The following is a 23,198-nucleotide window of genomic DNA, read 5'->3' as shown; positions in this document are numbered from 1 at the left end:
TTGAATCTGTTAGCCATTTTGAGGATATAAAGATGCGTCTTCTTCATACCATGCTGCGCGTTGGCGATCTGCAACGCTCCATCGATTTTTATACCAAAGTGCTGGGCATGAAACTGCTGCGCACCAGCGAAAACCCGGAATACAAATACTCACTGGCGTTTGTTGGCTACGGCCCGGAAACCGAAGAAGCGGTGATTGAACTGACCTACAACTGGGGCGTGGATAAATACGAACTCGGCACTGCTTATGGTCACATCGCGCTTAGCGTTGATAACGCCGCTGAAGCGTGCGAAAAAATCCGTCAAAACGGGGGTAACGTTACCCGTGAAGCGGGTCCGGTAAAAGGCGGTACTACGGTTATCGCGTTTGTGGAAGATCCGGACGGTTACAAAATTGAATTAATCGAAGAGAAAGACGCCGGTCGCGGTCTGGGCAACTAATCTCCTGCCGGGCGCGAACTCATCGCGCCCGCATCTTTACTGCATCGACAAGTAATATTTGTCATAATGCGCGCTGCAATTTATCCGTATTAAGAGAATCAGATGTCCGATAACGCTCAACTTACCGGTCTGTGCGACCGTTTTCGTGGTTTTTATCCTGTTGTGATCGATGTTGAAACAGCCGGATTTAACGCCAAAACCGATGCGCTGCTTGAGATTGCCGCCATCACCCTGAAAATGGATGAACAAGGCTGGCTGATGCCGGACACCACATTACATTTCCACGTCGAACCATTTGTCGGCGCAAATTTGCAGCCAGAGGCCCTCGCCTTCAACGGCATTGACCCGAACGATCCCGATCGCGGCGCGGTCAGCGAATACGAGGCGCTGCACGAAATTTTTAAAGTTGTACGTAAAGGCATTAAAGCGAGCGGCTGTAACCGGGCCATTATGGTGGCGCACAACGCCAATTTTGATCACAGCTTTATGATGGCCGCCGCAGAACGCGCCTCACTGAAACGTAACCCATTCCACCCTTTCGCCACTTTTGACACCGCGGCACTGGCCGGGCTGGCACTCGGACAAACCGTATTATCAAAAGCCTGCCAGACCGCGGGTATGGACTTCGACAGCACCCAGGCGCACTCCGCGCTGTACGACACCGAACGCACTGCTGTGCTGTTTTGTGAAATCGTCAATCGCTGGAAACGTCTGGGAGGCTGGCCGCTGCCTGCCGCCGAAGAGGTGTAATCGAGTCGATGCCTGATGACATGCAATGATTCAGGCATCTATAGTGAGGCTATTCCACGCATCATGCATGATATTCACGGGGAATAGCGTTAATGGCAGATAATCCAAACTCTTCATCGCCCCTGCCGGACGTGTTTTCACCGGCGACCCGCGACTGGTTTCTTCGCGCCTTTAAACAGCCGACCGCTGTCCAGTCGCAAACCTGGCATGTGGCGGCACGAGGTGAACATGCGCTGGTGATTGCACCGACTGGCTCAGGGAAAACGCTGGCAGCATTTCTCTACGCACTGGATCAGCTCATCCGCGAAGGTGGCGAGCATGCCAGCGAGGCGCATAAACGCAAAACCTCACGCATCCTCTACATTTCACCAATTAAAGCCTTAGGCACCGACGTTCAGCGCAATTTGCAGATCCCGTTACAAGGCATTGCAGAGGAACGGCGGCGGCGCGGCGAAACGGAAGTCAATCTTCGCGTGGGGATCCGGACTGGCGATACGCCCGCGCAGGAACGCAGCAAACTGACCCGCAATCCGCCGGATATTCTGATAACCACGCCCGAATCACTCTATCTGATGCTGACCTCCCGCGCGCGCGAAACGCTGCGCGGCGTCGAGACGGTAATTATTGATGAAGTCCACGCGGTAGCGGGCAGTAAACGCGGTGCGCATCTGGCGTTAAGCCTGGAACGGCTCGATGCGCTGCTACAAACCTCAGCACAGAGAATTGGACTTTCCGCGACTGTACGCTCAGCCAGCGATGTGGCCGCATTTCTTGGTGGCGATCGTCCGGTTACTGTAGTCAACCCGCCCGCAATGCGCCATCCGCAGATACGGATTGTCGTACCGGTCGCCAATATGGATGATATCTCGTCGGTCGCCAGCAGCACCGGGGAAGACAGCCATGCGGGCAGAGAAGGCTCAATCTGGCCGTATATTGAAAGCGGCATTCTTGATGAAGTGTTGCGCCATCGCTCAACCATCGTCTTCACCAATTCTCGCGGCCTGGCGGAAAAACTGACGGCACGGCTGAATGAGCTTTACGCCGCACGATTACAGCGCTCCCCGGCCATCGCCATAGACGCCGCTCATTTCGAGTCTACCTCCGGCGCAACCTCTAACCGCGTACAAAGTAGCGACGTTTTCATTGCCCGCTCGCACCACGGTTCCGTCTCTAAAGAACAACGGGCGATAACCGAACAAGCACTGAAATCAGGCGAATTGCGCTGTGTGGTCGCGACTTCCAGTCTCGAACTGGGGATTGACATGGGCGCGGTAGATCTGGTGATTCAGGTGGCGACGCCGCTTTCTGTCGCCAGCGGACTACAGCGCATTGGTCGCGCCGGACATCAGGTTGGCGGTGTATCTAAAGGGCTGTTTTTCCCCCGTACCCGGCGTGATTTAGTCGATTCCGCCGTCATTGTCGAGTGTATGTTTGCAGGCAGGCTGGAAAACCTGACGCCACCACATAATCCACTCGACGTCCTTGCGCAGCAAACCGTTGCCGCCGCGGCGATGGATGCATTACAGGTAGACGAATGGTACTCCCGCGTACGCCGTGCCGCACCGTGGAAAGATCTGCCAAGACGAGTTTTTGACGCCACGCTGGATATGCTTTCCGGGCGCTATCCCTCAGGCGATTTTTCTGCTTTTCGACCAAAACTGGTCTGGAACAGGGAGACGGGGATATTGACCGCCCGACCTGGCGCTCAGCTGTTGGCTGTTACCAGCGGTGGCACCATTCCGGATCGTGGCATGTACAGTGTGTTATTACCCGAAGGTGAAGAACAGACAGGCTCGCGGCGGGTGGGCGAACTGGATGAAGAGATGGTGTATGAATCGCGAGTGAATGACATCATCACTCTCGGCGCTACCTCATGGCGGATCCAACAAATCACCCGCGATCAGGTCATTGTGACACCTGCACCAGGTCGCTCTGCCCGACTTCCCTTCTGGCGTGGCGAAGGTAATGGACGCCCCGCTGAATTGGGGGAAATGATCGGCGATTTTCTCCATTTGCTGGCAGATGGCGCGTTCTTTTCCGGAAATATCCCGCCGTGGCTGGCAGAAGAAAATACACTCGCCAATATTCAGGGGCTGATTGACGAACAGCGTAACGCTACGGGCGTTGTCCCTGGAAGCCGCCACCTGGTTCTCGAACGCTGCCGTGATGAAATTGGCGACTGGCGCATTATTTTACACTCTCCCTATGGAAGACGAGTGCATGAACCGTGGGCGCTGGCGATTGCCGGACGACTGCATGCGCTATGGGGCGCTGATGCCTCGGTAGTCGCCAGCGATGACGGTATTGTCGCCCGCATTCCAGATACCGACGGCAAATTGCCTGACGCCGCGATATTTTTGTTTGAACCGGAAAAGTTGCTGCAAATTGTCCGCGAGGCGGTGGGCAACTCAGCACTTTTCGCCGCCCGTTTTCGCGAATGCGCCGCGCGGGCATTATTAATGCCGGGCCGAACACCGGGCCATCGCACCCCGCTCTGGCAACAACGGCTGCGTGCCAGCCAGTTACTGGAAATCGCCCAGGGATATCCGGATTTTCCTGTCATTCTCGAAACTCTGCGTGAATGCCTGCAGGATGTGTATGACCTTCCCGCGCTGGAACGTTTGATGCGTCGCCTGAACGGTGGCGAAATTCAAATATCCGATGTAACGACCGCTACGCCCTCGCCTTTCGCCGCCAGTTTATTGTTCGGTTATGTGGCGGAATTTATGTATCAGAGCGACGCCCCGCTGGCAGAACGGCGAGCTTCAGTGCTGTCTCTGGACAGCGAATTGTTGCGCAATCTACTCGGTCAGGTTGATCCTGGTGAGTTACTCGACCCGCAGGTCATTCGTCAGGTGGAAGAAGAGTTACAGCGACTGGCCCCTGGCAGAAAAGCGAAAGGTGAAGAAGGTCTTTTCGACCTGTTGCGCGAACTGGGGCCAATGACCGTTGAGGATCTGGCGCAACGGCATACAGGCCGCCGTGAAGAGATTGAGACATTTGTAGAAAATCTTCTGGCGGCAAAAAGAATCTTTCCGGTGATCATGGCAGCTCAGGAGCGTCTGGCCTATATGGACGATGCGGCCAAATTACGCGATGCTCTCGGAGTGCAACTGCCGGACTCGCTGCCTGATATTTACTTGCACCGTGTCAATTACCCGCTTCGCGATCTCTTTCTGCGCTATCTCCGGGCTCATGCTCTGGTCACGGCTGAACAACTGGCTCATGAGTTTAGCCTCGGTATTGCCATTGTCGAAGAGCAACTTCATCAATTGCGCGAACAGGGGCTGGTGATGAATTTGCAACAAGACATCTGGGTGAGCGATGAAGTTTTTCGTCGTTTACGTTCCCTGCAGGCTGCCAGAGAAGCTACGCGTCCGGTACCCGCCATTGCCTATGCACGATTGCTGCTGGAACATCAGGGCGTGCTCCCCGCCACCGATGGTAGCCCGGCGCTCTTTGCCTCAACATCGCCAGGCGTTTATGAAGGCGTGGATGGCGTCATGCGAGTTATCGAACAGCTTGCTGGTGTCGGTTTACCCGCCTCACTGTGGGAAAGCCAGATCCTGCCCGCCCGCGTACGCGATTACTCGCCAGAAATGCTCGATGAACTGCTGGCAACCGGTACGGTTATCTGGTCGGGGCAAAAAAAGCTCGGTGAGGATGAAGGTCTGGTGGCACTGCATTTACGGGAATTTGCCGCCGAATCGTTCATTCCCGCAGAACAGGATCAGGCGAAACGTTCAGCGCTTCAGCTGGCAATTATCGCGGTTCTGACTGACGGGGGCGCCTGGTTTGCGCAACAAATCAGCCAACGAACAGGCGAGATAATCGGCGAGCCCGTAGAGCCTTCAGCCCTGCAAGAGGCGCTTTGGGAACTGGCCTGGCAAGGCGTCATCACCTGTGATATTTGGGCACCGTTGCGCGCCCTCACCCGAAGCAGTCCGACCACTCGCCGCAGTAGCCGGGCTCGTCGTGGACGTCCGGTTTATGCACCGTCAGCTATGCCGTCGGTATCTTACAACACACCAAAGCTGGCTGGACGCTGGTCGTTATTGCAGGTGGAGCCACTAAACGATACCGAAAGGATACTGGCGCTGGCGGAAAATATGCTCGACCGCTACGGAATCATCAGCCGTCAGGCGGTGATTGCTGAAAATATTCCTGGCGGATTTCCGTCGATGCAAACGCTTTGCCGCAGTATGGAAGATTCCGGGCGAATTATGCGGGGTCGATTTGTTGAAGGTTTGGGTGGTGCACAATTTGCTGATCGCCAGACCATTGACCGTCTGCGCGACCTGGCGCCCCATGCCACGCAGACGCGACAATATATGCCCGTGGCCCTTAGTGCCAACGATCCGGCTAATTTGTGGGGGAATCTGCTACCCTGGCCTGCACATCCGGCGACGCTGGTTCCGACTCGTCGGGCAGGCGCGCTGGTGGTCATTTCTGGCGGCAAATTATTGATTTATCTTGCGCAAGGTGGCAAAAAAATGCTGGTCTGGCAGGAAAAAGATGAATTATTACCACCGGAGGTTTTCCTGGCGCTAACCACCGCGTTACGGCGAGAACCACGGCTACGCTTTACGTTGACAGAAGTGAATGACCAACCGGTACGGCAAACGCCGATGTTTACGCTACTGCGTGAAGCGGGATTTTCAAGTTCGCCACAAGGGCTGGATTGGGGATAAAAAGCACTGACGGATGCCGGTTAGCATCCGTCAGTATTGCGAAACGGATTATTCAGCATCCGGCTCTTCAGACTTGTATTTAGCAGCAGTTTCTTTGATCAGCTGCTGCAGTTCGCCACGCTGATACATTTCAATCACGATATCACAACCGCCTACCAGCTCGCCGTCAACCCACAGTTGCGGGAAAGTCGGCCAGTTAGCATATTTCGGCAGTTCCGCACGAATGTCCGGATTTTGCAGGATATCAACGTAGGCAAAACGTTCGCCACAAGCGGCAAGCGCCTGGACTGCCTGAGCAGAAAAACCGCAGCTCGGCAGTTTCGGTGAACCTTTCATGTACAGCAGGATCGGGTTTTCAGCAATCTGGCGTTGGATTTTTTCGATAGTGGTGCTCATTGTCTTGCTTCCTCAAACTTCTTTACGGCAGTAATCTGACATTGTAGCGGGTCAGTGCGGCATCGGAAAATAACATTTTCATCATGCTTTTGCTATTTTATCCCTTTGCTCTATTTGTTGCATTTCAAATATTCGTTTCTACTCTGCCACGCTGCAAGCTGGCGTATTTGTGACCATTTTTAGCTTTCACTGCTGCTTTTTTTTGCGCTCGCCGACGAAACGTATTTTTTAACAATAAAAGCTATTAACTTTCCCTTCTTCTATGCATTAGAATCATCAAGTTTTGTAAATCAGACGCAGGCATGATAGACCTGCCTTAACAGAGGGACGCTCAGTGGCGCGGATAAACCGTATTTCGATCACGCTCTGTGCTTTACTTTTTACCACCCTGCCTTTAATGCCTATGGCCTATGCTTCCAAGCAAGCCAGGGAGAGTTCTGCTACCACTCATATCACCAAAAAAGCAGATAAAAAGAAAAGCACGGCAACCACCAAAAAGACCAATAATAAAGCCAGTCAGAAAACCGCCAAAAAAGTCGCCAGTAAAAGTACGACCAAAAGCAAAACCGCTTCTTCCGTTAAAAAATCCTCCATTACCGCTTCTAAAAACGCTAAAACTCGAAGCAAAAATGTTGTCACTAAAACGGCGTCTGCCAGCTTTACGGAAAAGTGCACCAAACGTAAGGGCAATAAGTCACATTGCGTGAAAGTCAAAAATGCCGCCCCTGGCACTATTGCCGATGCGCACAAAGCCAAAGTTCAGAAAGCCACTAAAGTGGCGATGAATAAACTGATGCAGCAAATTGGCAAGCCATATCGTTGGGGCGGGAGTTCACCGCGTACCGGTTTTGATTGCAGTGGACTGGTTTATTACGCTTATAAAGACCTGGTTAAGATCCGTATTCCGCGCACGGCCAACGAAATGTATCACCTGCGCGATGCGGCACCTATCGATCGCAGTGAACTGAAAAACGGCGACCTGGTCTTCTTCCGCACGCAAGGGCGTGGGACTGCCGATCACGTAGGCGTGTATGTTGGCAATGGTAAATTTATTCAGTCACCACGCAGTGGTCAGGAAATTCAAATCACGTCGTTAAGTGAAGATTACTGGCAACGTCACTATGTTGGCGCTCGTCGGGTAATGACCCCAAAAACACTTCGCTAAAACTTTACCCTGTTGTTACGACAACAGGGTAAGTTCATCTTTTGTATCACCTTTTAATTTGCTACCCTATCCGTACTCACAATAAGGCTATTGTGCGTATACCAATGAATAATAAAGGAGAGTAGCAATGTCATTCGAATTACCTGCACTACCATATGCTAAAGACGCTCTGGTTCCGCACATTTCTGCGGAAACCATTGAGTATCACTACGGCAAACATCATCAGACTTATGTCACTAACCTGAACAACCTGATTAAAGGCACCGAGTTTGAAGGTAAATCACTGGAAGAGATTATTCGCAGCTCTGAAGGTGGCGTATTCAACAACGCAGCTCAGGTCTGGAACCACACTTTCTACTGGAACTGCCTGGCACCGAACGCCGGTGGCGAACCGACTGGCAAAGTCGCTGAAGCTATCGCCGCATCTTTCGGTAGCTTTGCCGATTTCAAAGCACAGTTTACTGACGCTGCGATCAAAAACTTTGGTTCTGGCTGGACCTGGCTGGTGAAAAACAGCGATGGCAAACTGGCTATCGTTTCTACCTCTAATGCTGGTACTCCGCTGACCACCGATGCGACCCCGCTGCTGACCGTTGATGTCTGGGAACACGCTTATTACATCGACTATCGCAATGCGCGTCCTGGCTATCTGGAGCACTTCTGGGCGCTGGTGAACTGGGAATTCGTAGCGAAAAATCTCGCTGCATAATAACTGATGGCAAATGCAACATTGCCTGATGCGCTACGCTTATCGGGTCTATCCGGATGAGGCGTTAACACCGCATCCGGCAAGATAAATCGCACTTTGCCTGCAAACTGTAACGCAGAAGGTATCCCCTTCTGCGTTTCGTTTATTAACTGTTGGCAACGCAAACTGCTTCAGGTTGTTTTCTGGCTGACATAAACACCAGCAACAATGCCAGTCCTGCGACAATTGCCCCCATCACCGGCACAAAACTGTACCCCAGACCACCCGAAATCACTGCGCCACCTGCCGCGGCACCCAGAGCATTGCCCAGGTTAAAGGCACCGATATTCACTGAGGAAGACAGCCCTGGCGCTTCGCTGGCAACTCGCATCACACGCATCTGTAACGGCGGTACCACCGCAAAGGTTGCTGCGCCCCACACCACCATGCTGATAGCCGCACCAAACTCATTACGCGCCAGGAACGGGATCGCCAGCATAATCACCATCAGCAGCAACAAAAAGCCTTTCAGCGTGCCGTTGACCGAACGGTCCGCCAGTTTACCGCCTAAATAGTTACCGATAGAAAACCCAACGCCAATCAGCACCAGCATGGCTGTTACGAACACCGGCGTTGCGTGGGTGATACTTTGCAGTACTGGTGAAATATAGGTGTAGAGGGTAAACATTGCGCCAGCCCCTAGTACCGTCGTCAGCAAGGCTGATAACACCTGCGGACGCATCAATACCGCCAGCTCTTTTTTCACTTCCGGTCGCGCACCTGCGCCGCCTTTCGGTAACGAGAAGAACAGGCTAACCATTGAAATCACGCCCAGCCCCGCCGTTGCCAGAAACGACATCCGCCAGCCAATAGTTTCGCCAAGCCAGGTCGCCGCAGGAACACCGCCAATATTTGCCAGAGTTAAGCCCATAAACATAGTGGCGACGGCGCTGGCCTGTTTGTGTTTAGGCACAACGCTTGCGGCCACGACTGAACCCAAACCAAAGAATGCCCCGTGATTCAGACTGGTCAAAATGCGTGAAAGCATCAGCGTCATATAATCCGGCGCGATGGCGGAAAGCACGTTGCCAAGAGTGAAAATGGCCATCAGGAAAATAAGCGCACTGCGCCTGGCGCGATGAGACAGCAGTAATGTCATCAGCGGCGCGCCAACCATCACGCCAACCGCATAGGCGCTGATTAACATGCCCGCAGCAGGAATCGAGACATCCACACCACGCGCAATGACGGGTAACAGGCCCATTGGCGAGAACTCCGTTGTCCCGATACCAAACGCGCCAACTGCCAGCGCCAACAACGGATAGTTAATTTTCATGCCTAATCTCCACCTCTTCGCGTCATTACACGATATTCATCAAAGTGGCGAAAGCATGACAGCAATCACAAAAAATTGAAAATAACAAAAAGAGAAAACACTTTTGCCATTTTGCTAACAAAAGGGAAGAGAGAGCGAGGGAGGATGCGCTCCCTCGAAGGGAAATCAGTGCAGCGCGGCAGTCAAACCTACGGCCACGATCAAACCGAGGACAATAATGGTTGTTACCAGTGAAAATTTAAGATCGGTACTCATCAAGTTTTCTCCTTTTTTATTACCCTACAAAAAGTGATATTACGCATTTTTACACACTGTGAAGAAAAAATCTCCCGCCATTTATAATGATAAGTGTTTTTACCACTTCCCCTTTTCATCAAGATCGGCCAAAATTCCACGCTTACACTATTTGCGTACTGGCCATTGACCCCTTCCTGACGCTCTGTGTCGTTTTTCCGGCGTACCGCAACACTTTTGTTGCGCGTAAGGTGTGTAAAGGCAAACGTTTACCTTGCGATTTTGCAGGAGCTGAAGTTAGGGTCTGGAGTGAAATGGAATGGCAACAATAAAAGATGTAGCGAAGCGAGCAAACGTTTCCACTACAACTGTGTCACACGTTATAAACAAAACTCGTTTCGTCGCTGAAGAAACGCGCAACGCCGTGTGGGCAGCGATTAAAGAATTACACTACTCCCCTAGCGCGGTAGCGCGTAGCCTGAAGGTTAACCATACCAAGTCTATCGGCTTGCTGGCGACCAGCAGCGAAGCAGCCTATTTCGCGGAGATCATCGAAGCGGTTGAAAAAAATTGCTTCCAGAAAGGTTACACGTTGATCCTCGGCAACGCGTGGAACAATCTGGAGAAACAGAGAGCCTATCTGTCGATGATGGCGCAAAAACGCGTCGATGGCCTGCTGGTCATGTGTTCTGAGTATCCGGAACCGTTGCTGGCGATGCTGGAAGAGTATCGCCATATCCCGATGGTGGTAATGGACTGGGGCGAAGCAAAAGCCGACTTTACCGATGCGGTCATCGATAACGCGTTTGAAGGCGGCTACATGGCCGGACGCTATCTGATTGAACGCGGTCACCGCGAAATCGGCGTTATCCCTGGTCCTCTGGAACGTAATACCGGCGCGGGTCGTCTGGCAGGGTTTATGAAGGCGATGGAAGAAGCGATGATCAAGGTGCCGGAAAACTGGATTGTGCAGGGTGACTTTGAACCTGAATCGGGTTATCGCGCCATGCAACAAATCCTGTCGCAGCCACACCGCCCTACTGCGGTCTTCTGTGGCGGCGATATCATGGCAATGGGTGCACTTTGCGCTGCTGATGAAATGGGTCTGCGCGTACCGCAGGATATTTCGCTGATCGGTTATGATAATGTGCGCAACGCCCGCTACTTTACCCCGGCGCTGACCACTATCCATCAGCCAAAAGATTCGCTGGGCGAAACGGCGTTCAACATGCTGTTGGACCGTATCGTCAACAAACGCGAAGAACCGCAGTCTATCGAAGTTCATCCGCGGCTTATTGAACGCCGCTCCGTGGCTGACGGTCCGTTCCGCGACTATCGTCGTTAATCATCCGTTGCGGGAGTCTCTTCCGGCTCCCGCAGCCACTCCTTATTCAGCGTCTCACTATCGCCGAGATACTCCAGCAACCAGGTTAACGCTGGCGACATATCATTCTGCTGCCAGGTCAGGCAACATGCCGAATCAGGGAATGGATTTTCCAGTTCTAACGCCACCCATTTTCCCTCATTAAGCCACGGTTTGGCGAAATGCGTAGGCACCATGCCAATGCATAAACCGGCCGAGATACAGGTTGCCGATGATTCCCAGTCAGGTACGACAAGCCTTTTTTGGTTATCCAGCAGCCAGGTAATTCGTTTGGGTAACGTCCGCGACGTGTCTTCGCGCACCAGCGACGGCCAGTTGCGCAACGTGTCATCGCTGAGCGGCCCATTCATCGACGCAAGCGGATGGTGGCGGGCAACAACACAACTCCAGCTCAACATCCCCATATCACGGAAGGCGTAACGGCCCCCAACCGGAATCGCTCGTGTCGCGCCAATCGCCAGTTCCACGCGCCCATCGGAAAGCGCATCCCAGACGCCGTTGAACACTTCCTGAAAAACCAGAAGTTCGACGTCATCAAAATGGCGATAGAAATCAACAATCATCTGCCGCGTGCGTTCTGGCCTGACAATATTATCTACCGCGATAGCTAATTGACCGCGCCAGCCGTTCGCTATCTGCTGACATTGTTGGCGAGTGATCTGCATTTTTTTGACAACAGAGCGCCCTTCTTTGAGAAACCACGCCCCGGCAGCGGTCAGTTCCACGTCACGATGACGCCGTTCAAAAAGCGGCACCGCCAGCCACTCTTCCAGCTGACGCACGGTATAGCTGACCGCAGAAGGAACGCGATGCAACTCCTGGGCTGCAGCGCTGAAGCTGCCATTTCGCGCCACTGCATCAACCACTTCGAGAGAATACTCAGACCACATAGTTTGCCTGCAAAATTTTTGAAACCAGTCATCAAATATTACCGTTTCACAACAGGAATTTCACTCCCTACACTTTGCGACGGTGTTTAATTGAGGAATTTAGAGAATATACATGCAACCTGGGAAAAGATTTTTAGTCTGGCTGGCGGGTTTGAGCGTACTCGGTTTTCTGGCAACCGATATGTATCTGCCCGCTTTCGCCGCCATTCAGGCCGACCTGCAAACGCCTGCGTCTGCTGTCAGTGCCAGCCTTAGTCTGTTCCTTGCCGGTTTTGCCGCTGCCCAGCTCCTGTGGGGGCCGCTCTCCGATCGTTATGGTCGTAAACCTGTGTTATTGATCGGCCTGACAATTTTTGCGCTGGGTAGTCTGGGAATGTTATGGGTGGAAAACGCTGCCACGCTGCTGGTATTGCGTTTTGTGCAAGCTGTTGGTGTCTGTGCCGCGGCCGTTATCTGGCAGGCATTGGTGACGGATTACTATCCTTCACAAAAAGTTAACCGTATTTTTGCGACCATTATGCCTTTAGTGGGGCTTTCTCCGGCGCTTGCTCCGCTGTTAGGTAGCTGGCTGCTGGTCCATTTTTCCTGGCAGGCGATTTTCGCCACTCTGTTTGCCATTGCCGTAGTGCTGATTCTGCCCATTTTCTGGCTTAAACCCACCACGAAAGCACGCAATAATAGTCAGGATGGACTGACCTTTACCGATCTGCTGCGTTCAAAAACCTATCGCGGGAATGTGCTGATTTATGCGGCCTGTTCAGCCAGTTTCTTTGCCTGGCTAACCGGTTCACCGTTTATCCTCAGCGAAATGGGCTACAGTCCGGCAGTAATCGGATTAAGTTATGTTCCGCAAACCATCGCGTTTCTTATTGGTGGCTACGGCTGTCGCGCCGCATTGCAGAAATGGCAGGGTAAGCAGTTGTTACCGTGGCTACTGGCGCTGTTTGCCGTCAGCGTGGTAGCAACCTGGGCTGCGGGCTTCATTAGCCATGTGTCGCTGGCCGAAATTCTGATCCCATTCTGTGTGATGGCCATTGCCAACGGAGCAATCTACCCGATTGTGGTCGCCCAGGCGCTACGCCCCTTCCCGCATGCGACTGGCCGCGCTGCTGCATTGCAGAATACCCTGCAATTGGGTCTGTGCTTCCTCGCAAGCTTGGGGGTTTCCTGGCTCATCAGCGTCAGCACGCCGCTGTTCACCACCACCAGCGTGATGTTATCGACCGTGGTGCTGGTTGCCATCGGCTATAAGATGCAACATCAACCTGAATCTCACTGTCAGAATCATGGCGAGACGGAAGTCGCACATAGTGAATCACATTGATCTATAGCGATATCGTTATACTTAGGCTGCTAACAAAATTTTGTTGTATGATTGAGATTAGCAGCCTATACTGAGTTCCAGTTGTTAATATTACGATAAATATTATGTTTTTACGGGGACAGGAGCGTTCCCGGGTCACTATGGATGGTCATTTCGGCAAGGGTTCCTCCTTTCCTCTGTTCTACGTCGGATTATAGACTCGCGGTTTTCCTGCGAGATTTCTCACAAAGCCCAAAAAGCGTCTACGCTGTTTTAAGGTTCTGATCACCGACCAGTGATGGAGAAACTATGAGTTCATCGTGTATAGAAGAAGTCAGCGTACCGGATGACAACTGGTACCGTATCGCCAACGAATTACTTAGCCGTGCAGGCATCGCCATTAATGGCTCTGCCCCGGCAGATATTCGAGTTAAAAACCCCGATTTTTTCAAACGCGTTCTACAGGAAGGATCGTTGGGGTTAGGCGAAAGTTATATGGATGGCTGGTGGGAATGTGACCGACTGGATATGTTTTTTAGCAAAGTCTTACGCGCTGGGCTTGAAAACCAACTCCCCCATCATTTCAAAGACACACTGCGCATTGCTGGCGCACGGCTCTTCAATCTGCAAAGTAAAAAACGTGCCTGGATAGTAGGTAAAGAGCATTACGACCTTGGTAATGACCTGTTCAGCCGTATGCTGGATCCCTTCATGCAGTATTCCTGCGCTTACTGGAAAGATGCCTATAATCTGGAATCTGCCCAACAAGCGAAGCTCAAAATGATTTGTGAAAAATTGCAGTTAAAACCGGGCATGCGGGTTCTGGATATCGGCTGCGGTTGGGGCGGGCTGGCGCATTACATGGCGTCTAATTATGACGTAAGTGTGGTTGGTGTCACGATTTCTGCCGAACAACAGAAAATGGCCCAGGAACGCTGCGCAGGTCTGGATGTCACCATTTTGCTACAGGATTACCGTGACCTGAACGACCAGTTTGACCGTATTGTTTCGGTTGGTATGTTCGAGCACGTCGGACCGAAAAATTACGATACCTATTTTGAGGTGGTGGATCGTAATCTGAAGCCAGAAGGGATTTTCCTGCTACATACTATCGGCTCGAAAAAAACCGATCTGAATGTTGACCCGTGGATTAACAAATATATTTTCCCGAATGGTTGCCTGCCTTCTGTTCGCCAGATTGCGCAATCCAGTGAACCACACTTTGTGATGGAAGACTGGCATAACTTTGGCGCTGACTATGACACTACGTTGATGGCCTGGTATGAACGATTCCTCGCCGCCTGGCCGGAAATTGCCGATAACTACAGTGAACGCTTTAAACGGATGTTTACGTATTATCTGAATGCTTGCGCTGGTGCCTTCCGCGCCCGTGATATCCAGCTCTGGCAAGTGGTGTTCTCACGTGGGGTCGAAAGCGGCCTTCGCGTGGCGCGTTAAGTATTATTTCATCGCCCCCATTTTGGGGGCGATGTCATTTCAAACGCAGCTTTATTTCTTTTCCCGTGCCGCCAACACACGTTCAACAGTATCTACCACGGCCTGAGTTTGAGGATCGATTTCGATATTGACGCGTGCACCGAGTTTTTTCTTACCGAGAGTGGTACGTTCCAGCGTTTCCGGAATTAAATGCACACAAAAGCGGGTCGCTGTCACTTCACCAACCGTCAGACTGATGCCATCAATACCAATAAACCCTTTATACAGGATATATTTCATTAACTGCTCATCCTGTACTTTGAACCAGATCTGGTGGTTATTTTCTGATGTTATTATTTTCGATACTTCTGCGGTGGTCATAATATGACCTGACATTAAATGTCCGCCGATTTCATCGCTGAATTTCGCCGCGCGTTCTACGTTTACCCAATCCCCAACGTTTAAATCGCCAAGGTTTGTTATTCGTAACGTTTCTTTCATCAGATCAAAACTGATACGGTTGCCGTTAATTTCCGTTACGGTCAGGCAGCAACCGTTATGCGCGACTGAAGCACCTGTCTCCAGACCATCCAACATGTAATCAGGTAATTCCACTACATGGGTTCGAAAATTTGCTTTCTCGTCAATCGACACCAACTTCGCGGTGCCCTGCACTATCCCCGTAAACATACTTACAACTCCTGAAATCAGTTAGGACATTCTGTTCAGCACAATAGCAGGTGGGAAACGTCCTTACCAGTAAAGGGGATTGAGTGGTTATTTTTTCACTGGAGAATTAATAAATCCTCGCTACAATAGACTGAATTTCCCCTGCTTCTTCTTTTTGCTGCCCATTCAGGCGGTTTTTTAGTCTCTCATATAACAACAATATAAAAGGTGTTCACGTGCAGAAATACATTAGTGAAGCGCGTCTGTTATTAGCATTAGCAATCCCGGTGATTCTCGCGCAAATCGCCCAAACAGCGATGGGTTTTGTCGATACCGTCATGGCGGGCGGCTATAGCGCCACCGACATGGCGGCAGTCGCCATTGGTACTTCTATCTGGCTCCCGGCGATTCTTTTCGGTCACGGACTGCTGCTGGCAATGACGCCAGTCATCGCGCAATTGAATGGTTCCGGTCGCCGTGAACGTATTGCGCATCAGGTGCGACAAGGTTTCTGGCTGGCCGGTTTCGTCTCCGTGCTTATTATGCTGGTGCTGTGGAATGCGGGGTATATCATCCGCTCCATGCAAAATATCGATCCGGCCCTCGCCGATAAAGCAGTGGGTTATCTGCGTGCACTATTGTGGGGGGCTCCGGGCTATCTGTTCTTCCAGGTCGCTCGTAACCAGTGTGAAGGTTTGGCAAAAACCAAGCCGGGCATGGTAATGGGCTTTATTGGCCTGCTGGTGAACATTCCTGTTAACTATATCTTCATTTACGGTCACTTCGGTATGCCTGAACTCGGTGGCGTCGGCTGTGGTGTGGCGACTGCGGCGGTGTACTGGGTAATGTTCCTTGCTATGGTTTCCTATATTAAGCATGCCCGTTCTATGCGCGATATCCGCAACGAAAAAGGCACCGCTAAACCAGATCCGGCGGTAATGAAAAGACTTGTGCAACTGGGTTTACCTATCGCGCTGGCCCTGTTCTTTGAAGTAACACTGTTTGCGGTGGTTGCGCTGTTGGTATCTCCGCTCGGTATTGTCGATGTGGCAGGCCACCAGATTGCCCTGAACTTTAGTTCGCTGATGTTCGTTCTTCCGATGTCGCTGGCAGCGGCTGTGACTATCCGTGTGGGTTATCGTCTGGGTCAGGGTTCCACGCAGGATGCGCAAACTGCTGCACGAACCGGGCTTATGGTTGGCGTCTGTATGGCAACGATGACGGCAATTTTCACAATCTCGCTGCGGGAGCAGATCGCTCTTCTGTATAACGATAATCCAGAAGTTGTGACACTGGCTGCTCACCTCATGTTGCTGGCGGCGGTGTATCAGATTTCTGACTCGATACAGGTAATCGGTAGCGGGATTTTGCGTGGTTATAAAGATACGCGATCTATTTTTTACATTACCTTTATCGCGTATTGGGTGTTGGGCTTACCAAGTGGCTATATTCTGGCATTGACCAATCTGGTAGTTGAGCCGATGGGGCCGGCAGGTTTCTGGATAGGCTTTATTATCGGTCTGACTTCTGCTGCCATTATGATGATGCTACGTATGCGTTTCTTGCAACGTCTACCATCGGCTATCATTTTGCAACGTGCATCTCGATAAAAAAATGAGGCGCAATCCGCAAAGATTGCGCCTTAATTTTAGGCTGGCTGGAGCGTTGCGCCAATGCCATCTTCGTCCGGCTGCAATTTAAGTGCGCTGCAAATAGGCTGCCGACTGGCATCCGTTATCTCAACGTGAATATCACCGCTGACTTCCCCTTTCACACTGATGAATTCTGGAGAAATTTCTTTCGCACTGGTTTGCAGGCAAATCGTTCCTTCTCCTCGCAGACGTTTCACCTTCAACTGCACAGACGTTGCTGTTGACGTTATCAGCCACACTTTTCCACCATCGAGATTCAGGTTGCCAACATAGAAAGTGACATTGTCACCTTTAACCGTGCTGCCATCGAGGATCAACATGCCTTCCTGCTGGACCGTAATCGTTGATTGTTTCAGATCAGCGCCATAGCCAACAATCATAGAAGCGCCGTCCTGTAATGCAACGCTCCCCGTAAGTTCAACCGGAGCACAGTCTTCTTCTACGACGAATTTTTCATCCGCACTGGTGGGAGACATCACAATCACTGTCCCACTTTGTACCACTGCATTTTCCAGCGTACCGGCATGCACTTCAGCCCGCCCACCGGTTTTAACTGTCAGGTTTTTAGTCTTACCAGAACTGTAGAGTTGCAGACCGTCTGTCCCCAGGCGATAAACGGCGCCATTCTCAACGATGGTATGAATGTCTTCGCCGCCGAGATTATTCATGGTGCCACCCGCAATCAGCGTATCACTGGCTTTACCTGCCAGCATAAAAACGCCACCGTGGTTTATCTCACCATTGATGGCTTCTCCACCAGGGTAAACCAACAGTTCACCACCTTCATCGACAACAACTGCTGATGCTGTTCCGTTGACCAACAAACCACCATCCTGATCCAGAATGATTTTTTCCGCTCGATGGCCCTCCAGTACCCGCAGATTACCGCCATTCTCCAGCAATAAACCGCAGGCATAGCCCTGATCAACGCTAAATTCACCTTCGGGATGGCGGCCATTAACAGTCGCGAGCGTTGAGAGGCTAATCGCTCCACCGTCTGACTGAACAATGTCAGTGGCTATTGCGCCGTCACCGACTGATAACGTGCCATTGTTGCTGTACTGTGTACATTTGGCGATTCCACCAGTTTCAACTTTCAGCCAGCCAGCGTCTGTGACCACGGTATTTTCTGCTCTTCCGCCTGCCTCAACAATCAACTCGCCATCAGTAAGTTGAGTCGCGCCGATAACGTCTCCAGCATGAACAATTTGCACTTTCCCGTCGCTAATCAAGTTTTTTGCATCAGATCCCATGACTTATTCCTATGCTGCATCTGTGTGCCTTTATCGCTACCTAAGTGTAAAGGCTACGAAGGATTTATCCACGATAGAATTGATATGGTGGCAAAGTCTCTGTTTTACATTGTGAGTCGAGGGATAATCGGCTGTATCAAATCTAAATATGATCTCTGGCCAAAAATCGCCCTTGCAAATCAACAAAATATCGCCAATTTGCTTAAAAGCTCTGCAAACGATAGAAATAGCGCAGAAAATTACGATTTGCCTCTTGCCACCTTCACGCTCTGCCGCTAATATTCGTCCCCGTTGTCACCTACAACGTTGCGTTCATAGCTCAGTTGGTTAGAGCACCACCTTGACATGGTGGGGGTCGTTGGTTCGAGTCCAATTGAACGCACCATCCTGCGTCCGTAGCTCAGTTGGTTAGAGCACCACCTTGACATGGTGGGGGTCGGTGGTTCGAGTCCACTCGGACGCACCAGATTTTCTTAGTCTGGTCTTCTCTTCTCTTTTGTTTCTCCTGCTTCTTCTCTGTATCCAATACGTTAAAAGATTTACACTATCCTCGTATGCGTTATCAGAAGGAGAATAGCTATGGCAACTTTATTACAACTTCATTTTGCTTTTAATGGCCCCTTTGGCGACGAAATGGCTGAGCAACTAAAACCGCTTGCCGAGTCGATTAATCAGGAACCCGGTTTTCTGTGGAAGGTGTGGACAGAAAGTGAAAAGAACCATGAAGCCGGTGGGATCTACCTTTTTACCGATGAAAAAAGCGCCCTGGCTTATCTGGACAAACATACTGCCCGCCTGAAAAATCTTGGTGTCGCAGAAGTTATTGCCAAAGTTTTCGATGTCAATGAGTCACTGAGTCAAATCAATCAGGCAAAACTGGCCTGACACAGATTAATGAAGGGCGATACGCGCCCTTTTCGTCCCCGTCTGAAATTTCTCCTTTTCTAAATATTTCCACCACACTTACCTGATAACACCAAATTCAAAAAAATGCATACAGGTAAGTAACAATGAAAAAAATTGCCATTGTGGGTACCGGACCAACAGGGATCTACACTTTCCTCTCGCTTTTGCAGCAACAAACGCCACTCTCCATTTCTCTCTTCGAGCAAGCCGACGAGGCGGGTGTCGGTATGCCGTACAATGATGAAGAAAACTCTAAAATGATGCTGGCAAATATTGCCAGCATTGAAATACCGCCGATTTATTGTACTTATCTGGAATGGTTGCAAGAGCAAGATGCCAGCCATCTGCAACGTTATGGCGTTAAAAAGGAAAGCTTGCACGATCGCCAGTTTTTGCCGAGGATTTTGTTAGGAGAATATTTCCGTGATCGCTTTTTACGGTTGGTAGAACAAGCTCGGCAGCAGCAATTTGAAATCAACGTTTATGAATCTTGCCAGGTGACTGATCTGCAAGTCACAGACTCTGGCGTGCTTATCTTCACAGTTCGGGATTTGCCAGTTGAGACGTTTGATTTAGCCGTAATAGCCACCGGTCACGTCTGGCCTGACGAAGAACAAGCAAGCCGAACATATTTCCCCAGCCCGTGGTCAGGGTTAATGGAAGCGAAAATTGAAGCCTGTCGCGTGGGCATTATGGGAACATCCTTGAGCGGGCTGGATGCCGCAATGGCGGTTGCTATCCAGCATGGTTCCTTTATCGAAAAGGATAATCAACACATTCTGTTTCAGCGCGATAGCGACAGTGAAAAACTCAGTATTACATTGATGTCACGCACAGGCATTTTGCCAGAAGCCGATTTCTATTGTCCTATTCCCTACGAACCTCTACGCATTGTCACTGAACATTCCCTGAACGCGGAAATTGAAAAAGGTACACAGGGTCTTCTGGACCGGGTATTTAAACTTATAGTGAAAGAGATTACTACGGCTGATCCTGACTGGAGCCAACATATTGCGATAGAGGACCTGAATGTCGATACCTTCGCGCTGGCCTGGTTTGCTGACCGTAAACAGCATGACCCATTTGCCTGGGCAGAAAAAAACTTAGCAGAAGTCGAGCGAAATAAACGTGAAAAACATACCGTTCCCTGGCGTTATGTCATTCTTCGCCTGCATGAAGCCGTACAGGAAATTGTTCCGCATCTGAATGAGCACGACCATAAACGGTTCAGTAAAGGCCTTGCCAGAGTATTTATCGACAATTATGCAGCTATTCCTTCTGAATCTATAAAGCGCTTACTGGCTTTGCGCGAGGCGGGAATTATCCATATTCTCGCTCTCGGTGAGGAATACGATATGGAAATCGACAAAACGCACACAATGCTGAAAACAGCGGACAACAGCTACTCGTTTGACGTTTTTATTGATGCTCGTGGGCAGCGCCCGCTCAAAGTGAAAGACATTCCTTTCCCTGGACTACGTGCACAGCTACAGAAAACAGGCGATGAAATCCCTGATATCGGTGAAGATTATACGCTACAGCAACCGGAAGAAGTTCGTGGTCGCGTGGCGTTCGGCGCGTTGCCCTGGCTAATGCACGATCGGCCTTTCGTTCAGGGGCTTACGGCTTGTGCTGAAATTGGCGAGGCTATGGCGCAGGCCGTCGTTAAGCCAGCATCCCGCGCACGCCGACGTCTGTCGTTTGATTAAGGTAAAAGAGTCAGCATTCCACAAATTGATGCTGCTCATTCAGACGATAGCGAACTCCAGCGCGAATATTACTTTCACCTTCAACGGCTACGGCAAAGCGCACTCTTTCGCCGTCATGATACGCCAGCGCGGCGCTGCCTCCTGGCCCGAGAATAATTGAATCCACCACGCCCGTACTCACTACCGTTGAATTTTCACCGCTGGCGATGATATGAACGTTATCGCCGCTGTTGGCAATCCTGGCGTTTGCGCCAAAGCTGGCGATTTGCACCAGATCGCCATTACTGGCGACATGACACCGTTCACCCAATGTACAAACGCGTACTCGCATTCCGGTATTCGCAATACGACTGCTGTCTCCGGCGCTGCTTATCCGCGAGGAATTACCGGTTACAGCAACACGAGCACGTTCACCTGAGCTACCGATATGGCTGTTAAAGCCGACACTGCCAATCCGCACGTTATAACCCACGCTGGCAATTTGCGCAGCATACCCCACGGTGGCGATTCTGGCGTTATCCTTACAACAGCCGACGCGTGCGTGATCGTCGGCCCGGGCGAACTGACTGCAAAAGGGTATCTCTACGGGACCTTTGGCCAGTTTTTGCATTGAGGAAACTTCCTGACGGGCGAAATTTTCGTCTGCCAGCCATTTTTTCCAGGCGTACTCAACCAGACTTTCCGCCCAGTCAGTAAATCCTTCGCCAATCAGGGCGTGGTGTATATCGGCATAAATTCCACCTTGCGGAAAACGGCGCAGAAACCAGCGGTACATAACCGCGCCTACACGCCACTCTCGCAGATCAGCTCGTGTAATGATCATTCGTTAATGCCGGTGATAGCCATCGACCATACATTTAAAAGTTTCGTGCGGAGTACGCCCCGTGGTGCAAAGATAGAGATGGCCGAAGATAAAAAAGAGGCTTATAACTGCCAGAGCAAAATGCGCCTGCAATAACCAGTATCTTACGCCAGGGAACACGTCCCCCACGGTTTGCGGGTAAAGGCATAGCAGCCCCGTCAACAATAACAGCGGCAGCAATCCATACATCACACCAACATAGGCGGCCTGCTGCAATGGATTGAATTTAGACTGTGTTGTTGCAGGAAATGGATGATCTTCCCCTTGCATAATTCCAAGCAGATAAAACCGCGTTTGTTTAGCCGCTCGCCCCAGCCAGCCCTGACGACGGATAATGTAGTGATGACCATTACCCCCAACGGCATTAATGAGAACAAAGCCAAGCCAGCATGCCAGTAGCAGGAATCCACAAACTTCATGTACGGCAACCAGACTTTTGACTGCAGCAACGCCCACCAGCGCAAAGTGATTGATTAGCCCACTTGCCAGCAACAAGACAAAGAGTAACGCATTCGACCAGTGCCATAATCTCACCGCCTTGCTGTAGAGATAAACCTTCTCGCCATGACCAGTGGAGGATTTCTTTTTACCACGAGCGCGAAGTAAGGCGTGAAGCCCCAACACTAACCACATCCCGACCAGCAGCAGCCCGGCAATGACCAACCACACAGGCCAAAATTCGGGAGAAAACTGCGGTACATAGTTTGCCAACTGGTTATGAAATTGTTCAGCATTTTGCGACGGGTTCATACATTTTCCTTTTTAATCAAATGTTGACCGAACCGGCGATACAGATGCGGTTTCCCGGCACCAGGCAGCTGATATTGATAGTATTTATTTTCCTGTAACCACGCCTGAATTTCTGGGCTATCTTCGCGACCAAAGATCAACGCATGTTCCGGACAGGCGCTAACGCAGATGGGCGGAAAACCTTTTGCCAGCCGTGACTCAGCACAGAAATCACATTTATCCGCCACTTTGGTAAGTGGATTAAGGTAACGAACCTGATACGGGCATGCGCCGATGCAGTAGCTACAGCCAATGCATTGTGATTTTTCTACCCGCACGATCCCCTGTTCATCATGCCACGATGCCCCTGTGGGGCAAACGTCGATGCAAGGAGCATCTTCACAGTGCTGGCATGACTGGCGAAAAAAGTGATACAGCGTTTCGTTATTGTTATCGGTGACCGGGATATGCGCGATAGACAAACGACTTCCCTGTGCCGGTACATGGTTAGTTTTACGGCATGCTCTGGCGCAAATATTACAGCCATTGCACCGCGATTCATCGTGAATCATGGCATATCGAACTTCCTTTCCTTGTCTGGTGTTCGCTAACAAAGAAGGTGCTGAACCGGTAAAAAAGAGTACCGTTCCCATCCCCAGAACAAATTTGCGTCGAGTGAAGGACATCTTATTATCCTCTAATGC

The 23,198-nt window shown here is 51.0% G+C and carries 20 protein-coding genes and 2 tRNA genes; 13 read left to right on the top strand and 9 right to left on the bottom strand.

Translation table 11 applies throughout. The features are described 5' to 3' along the window. Positions 1-32 precede the first annotated feature (32 nt). From gloA to FEK46_RS03480, 3 genes are all read left to right on the top strand, one after another. Complete coding sequence (gene gloA / locus FEK46_RS03490) at positions 33-440, top strand: lactoylglutathione lyase (protein ID WP_001237796.1); 408 nt, start codon at positions 33-35, stop codon at positions 438-440. Between the two features lie 102 nt (positions 441-542). Then, on the top strand, positions 543-1,190 hold the full coding sequence (rnt, locus tag FEK46_RS03485) for a ribonuclease T (RefSeq protein WP_001282281.1): 648 nt from the start codon (positions 543-545) through the stop codon (positions 1,188-1,190). Positions 1,191-1,282: 92 nt separating this feature from the next. After that, positions 1,283-5,881 (top strand): ATP-dependent helicase, encoded by a 4,599-nt coding sequence (locus FEK46_RS03480; protein ID WP_135559540.1) that lies wholly within the window; start codon positions 1,283-1,285, stop codon positions 5,879-5,881. Positions 5,882-5,929: 48 nt separating this feature from the next. Here FEK46_RS03480 and grxD read toward each other — a convergent pair whose 3' ends face one another. Next, the gene (grxD, locus tag FEK46_RS03475; protein WP_000108172.1) at positions 5,930-6,277 is read right to left on the bottom strand and encodes a monothiol glutaredoxin 4; all 348 of its coding nucleotides are present in this window, start codon (positions 6,275-6,277) and stop codon (positions 5,930-5,932) included. 334 nt (positions 6,278-6,611) lie between these two features. Between grxD and mepH the strand changes: the two genes are divergently transcribed. Next, complete coding sequence (gene mepH / locus FEK46_RS03470) at positions 6,612-7,442, top strand: peptidoglycan DD-endopeptidase MepH (RefSeq protein WP_130208194.1); 831 nt, start codon at positions 6,612-6,614, stop codon at positions 7,440-7,442. A gap of 127 nt (positions 7,443-7,569) precedes the next feature. Continuing rightward, on the top strand, positions 7,570-8,151 hold the full coding sequence (gene sodB / locus FEK46_RS03465) for a superoxide dismutase [Fe] (RefSeq protein ID WP_130208196.1): 582 nt from the start codon (positions 7,570-7,572) through the stop codon (positions 8,149-8,151). 145 nt (positions 8,152-8,296) lie between these two features. Here sodB and FEK46_RS03460 read toward each other — a convergent pair whose 3' ends face one another. Together FEK46_RS03460 and cydH are read right to left on the bottom strand one after the other, a co-directional pair. Beyond that, a complete protein-coding gene (locus FEK46_RS03460; protein ID WP_130208198.1) occupies positions 8,297-9,466 on the bottom strand; it encodes an MFS transporter in 1,170 nt (389 codons plus the stop codon). 165 nt (positions 9,467-9,631) lie between these two features. Then, on the bottom strand, positions 9,632-9,721 hold the full coding sequence (gene cydH / locus FEK46_RS03455; protein ID WP_000102278.1) for a cytochrome bd-I accessory subunit CydH: 90 nt from the start codon (positions 9,719-9,721) through the stop codon (positions 9,632-9,634). A 298-nt stretch (positions 9,722-10,019) separates the two neighbouring features. Here cydH and purR point away from each other — a divergent pair, with 298 nt between their 5' ends. Next, positions 10,020-11,045 (top strand): HTH-type transcriptional repressor PurR, encoded by a 1,026-nt coding sequence (purR, locus tag FEK46_RS03450; protein WP_000190977.1) that lies wholly within the window; start codon positions 10,020-10,022, stop codon positions 11,043-11,045. On the opposite strand, the gene punR is transcribed toward purR, so the two are convergent. Continuing rightward, positions 11,042-11,974 carry a DNA-binding transcriptional activator PunR gene (punR, locus tag FEK46_RS03445; protein ID WP_130218967.1) on the bottom strand — a complete coding sequence of 311 codons (933 nt, stop codon included), beginning with the start codon at positions 11,972-11,974 and terminating at the stop codon, positions 11,042-11,044. The two genes, purR and punR, sit on opposite strands and share 4 nt — an antisense overlap. Positions 11,975-12,086: 112 nt before the next feature. On the opposite strand from punR, the gene punC reads away from it, so the two are divergent. Both punC and cfa read left to right on the top strand, forming a co-directional pair. Beyond that, positions 12,087-13,298: a purine nucleoside transporter PunC gene (gene punC, locus FEK46_RS03440; protein WP_130224719.1), complete on the top strand. Its 1,212-nt coding sequence runs from the start codon at positions 12,087-12,089 to the stop codon at positions 13,296-13,298. Between the two features lie 288 nt (positions 13,299-13,586). Beyond that, complete coding sequence (gene cfa, locus FEK46_RS03435) at positions 13,587-14,735, top strand: cyclopropane fatty acyl phospholipid synthase (RefSeq protein WP_130208204.1); 1,149 nt, start codon at positions 13,587-13,589, stop codon at positions 14,733-14,735. Positions 14,736-14,786: 51 nt separating this feature from the next. Here cfa and FEK46_RS03430 read toward each other — a convergent pair whose 3' ends face one another. Beyond that, entirely contained in the window at positions 14,787-15,404 is a 618-nt protein-coding gene (locus FEK46_RS03430; protein ID WP_064530047.1) for a riboflavin synthase, read from the bottom strand. 215 nt (positions 15,405-15,619) lie between these two features. Here FEK46_RS03430 and mdtK point away from each other — a divergent pair, with 215 nt between their 5' ends. Further along, the gene (gene mdtK, locus FEK46_RS03425) at positions 15,620-16,993 is read left to right on the top strand and encodes a multidrug efflux MATE transporter MdtK (protein WP_131161196.1); all 1,374 of its coding nucleotides are present in this window, start codon (positions 15,620-15,622) and stop codon (positions 16,991-16,993) included. 38 nt (positions 16,994-17,031) lie between these two features. Here mdtK and FEK46_RS03420 read toward each other — a convergent pair whose 3' ends face one another. Then, on the bottom strand, positions 17,032-18,288 hold the full coding sequence (locus FEK46_RS03420; protein ID WP_131161195.1) for an AIDA repeat-containing protein: 1,257 nt from the start codon (positions 18,286-18,288) through the stop codon (positions 17,032-17,034). A gap of 308 nt (positions 18,289-18,596) precedes the next feature. On the opposite strand from FEK46_RS03420, the gene FEK46_RS03415 reads away from it, so the two are divergent. From FEK46_RS03415 to FEK46_RS03400, 4 genes are all read left to right on the top strand, one after another. Further along, a tRNA-Val gene (locus FEK46_RS03415) sits at positions 18,597-18,673 on the top strand. Between the two features lie 4 nt (positions 18,674-18,677). Continuing rightward, positions 18,678-18,754 (top strand) — tRNA-Val (locus FEK46_RS03410). Positions 18,755-18,867: 113 nt separating this feature from the next. Next, entirely contained in the window at positions 18,868-19,173 is a 306-nt protein-coding gene (locus FEK46_RS03405; protein ID WP_130208210.1) for a monooxygenase, read from the top strand. Between the two features lie 125 nt (positions 19,174-19,298). Beyond that, entirely contained in the window at positions 19,299-20,903 is a 1,605-nt protein-coding gene (locus tag FEK46_RS03400) for an FAD-NAD(P)-binding protein (RefSeq protein ID WP_135559539.1), read from the top strand. Between the two features lie 10 nt (positions 20,904-20,913). On the opposite strand, the gene ydhT is transcribed toward FEK46_RS03400, so the two are convergent. Genes ydhT through FEK46_RS03385 form a run of 3 tightly spaced genes read right to left on the bottom strand, consistent with a single transcriptional unit; the run spans position 20,914 to position 23,180 of the window. Further along, entirely contained in the window at positions 20,914-21,726 is an 813-nt protein-coding gene (ydhT, locus tag FEK46_RS03395) for a protein YdhT (protein WP_135559538.1), read from the bottom strand. Between the two features lie 3 nt (positions 21,727-21,729). Next, entirely contained in the window at positions 21,730-22,515 is a 786-nt protein-coding gene (gene phsC, locus FEK46_RS03390) for a thiosulfate reductase cytochrome B subunit (RefSeq protein ID WP_130259825.1), read from the bottom strand. After that, positions 22,512-23,180: a 4Fe-4S dicluster domain-containing protein gene (locus tag FEK46_RS03385; protein WP_135559537.1), complete on the bottom strand. Its 669-nt coding sequence runs from the start codon at positions 23,178-23,180 to the stop codon at positions 22,512-22,514. The genes phsC and FEK46_RS03385 overlap by 4 nt, the downstream gene beginning before the upstream one ends. Positions 23,181-23,198 lie beyond the last annotated feature (18 nt).

Source organism: Escherichia sp. E4736, assembly GCF_005781225.1.
Classification (GTDB): Bacteria; Pseudomonadota; Gammaproteobacteria; order Enterobacterales; family Enterobacteriaceae; genus Escherichia.
Note: the sequence above shows the minus strand (reverse complement) of the source record. Positions and strands in the feature narration are given on the sequence as shown.

Excerpts from the sequence above, each read along its gene's own strand:
- ydhT (WP_135559538.1), bottom strand. The coding sequence starts at position 21,726 with ATGATCATTACACGAGCTGATCTGCGAGAGTGGCGTGTAGGCGCGGTT.
- cfa (WP_130208204.1), top strand. The coding sequence starts at position 13,587 with ATGAGTTCATCGTGTATAGAAGAAGTCAGCGTACCGGATGACAACTGG.
- FEK46_RS03400 (WP_135559539.1), top strand. The coding sequence starts at position 19,299 with ATGAAAAAAATTGCCATTGTGGGTACCGGACCAACAGGGATCTACACT.
- rnt (WP_001282281.1), top strand. The coding sequence starts at position 543 with ATGTCCGATAACGCTCAACTTACCGGTCTGTGCGACCGTTTTCGTGGT.
- punR (WP_130218967.1), bottom strand. The coding sequence starts at position 11,974 with ATGTGGTCTGAGTATTCTCTCGAAGTGGTTGATGCAGTGGCGCGAAAT.
- FEK46_RS03420 (WP_131161195.1), bottom strand. The coding sequence starts at position 18,288 with ATGGGATCTGATGCAAAAAACTTGATTAGCGACGGGAAAGTGCAAATT.
- sodB (WP_130208196.1), top strand. The coding sequence starts at position 7,570 with ATGTCATTCGAATTACCTGCACTACCATATGCTAAAGACGCTCTGGTT.
- FEK46_RS03480 (WP_135559540.1), top strand. The coding sequence starts at position 1,283 with ATGGCAGATAATCCAAACTCTTCATCGCCCCTGCCGGACGTGTTTTCA.
- phsC (WP_130259825.1), bottom strand. The coding sequence starts at position 22,515 with ATGAACCCGTCGCAAAATGCTGAACAATTTCATAACCAGTTGGCAAAC.
- purR (WP_000190977.1), top strand. The coding sequence starts at position 10,020 with ATGGCAACAATAAAAGATGTAGCGAAGCGAGCAAACGTTTCCACTACA.
- FEK46_RS03460 (WP_130208198.1), bottom strand. The coding sequence starts at position 9,466 with ATGAAAATTAACTATCCGTTGTTGGCGCTGGCAGTTGGCGCGTTTGGT.
- FEK46_RS03405 (WP_130208210.1), top strand. The coding sequence starts at position 18,868 with ATGGCAACTTTATTACAACTTCATTTTGCTTTTAATGGCCCCTTTGGC.
- gloA (WP_001237796.1), top strand. The coding sequence starts at position 33 with ATGCGTCTTCTTCATACCATGCTGCGCGTTGGCGATCTGCAACGCTCC.
- grxD (WP_000108172.1), bottom strand. The coding sequence starts at position 6,277 with ATGAGCACCACTATCGAAAAAATCCAACGCCAGATTGCTGAAAACCCG.
- cydH (WP_000102278.1), bottom strand. The coding sequence starts at position 9,721 with ATGAGTACCGATCTTAAATTTTCACTGGTAACAACCATTATTGTCCTC.
- FEK46_RS03430 (WP_064530047.1), bottom strand. The coding sequence starts at position 15,404 with ATGTTTACGGGGATAGTGCAGGGCACCGCGAAGTTGGTGTCGATTGAC.
- FEK46_RS03385 (WP_135559537.1), bottom strand. The coding sequence starts at position 23,180 with ATGTCCTTCACTCGACGCAAATTTGTTCTGGGGATGGGAACGGTACTC.
- punC (WP_130224719.1), top strand. The coding sequence starts at position 12,087 with ATGCAACCTGGGAAAAGATTTTTAGTCTGGCTGGCGGGTTTGAGCGTA.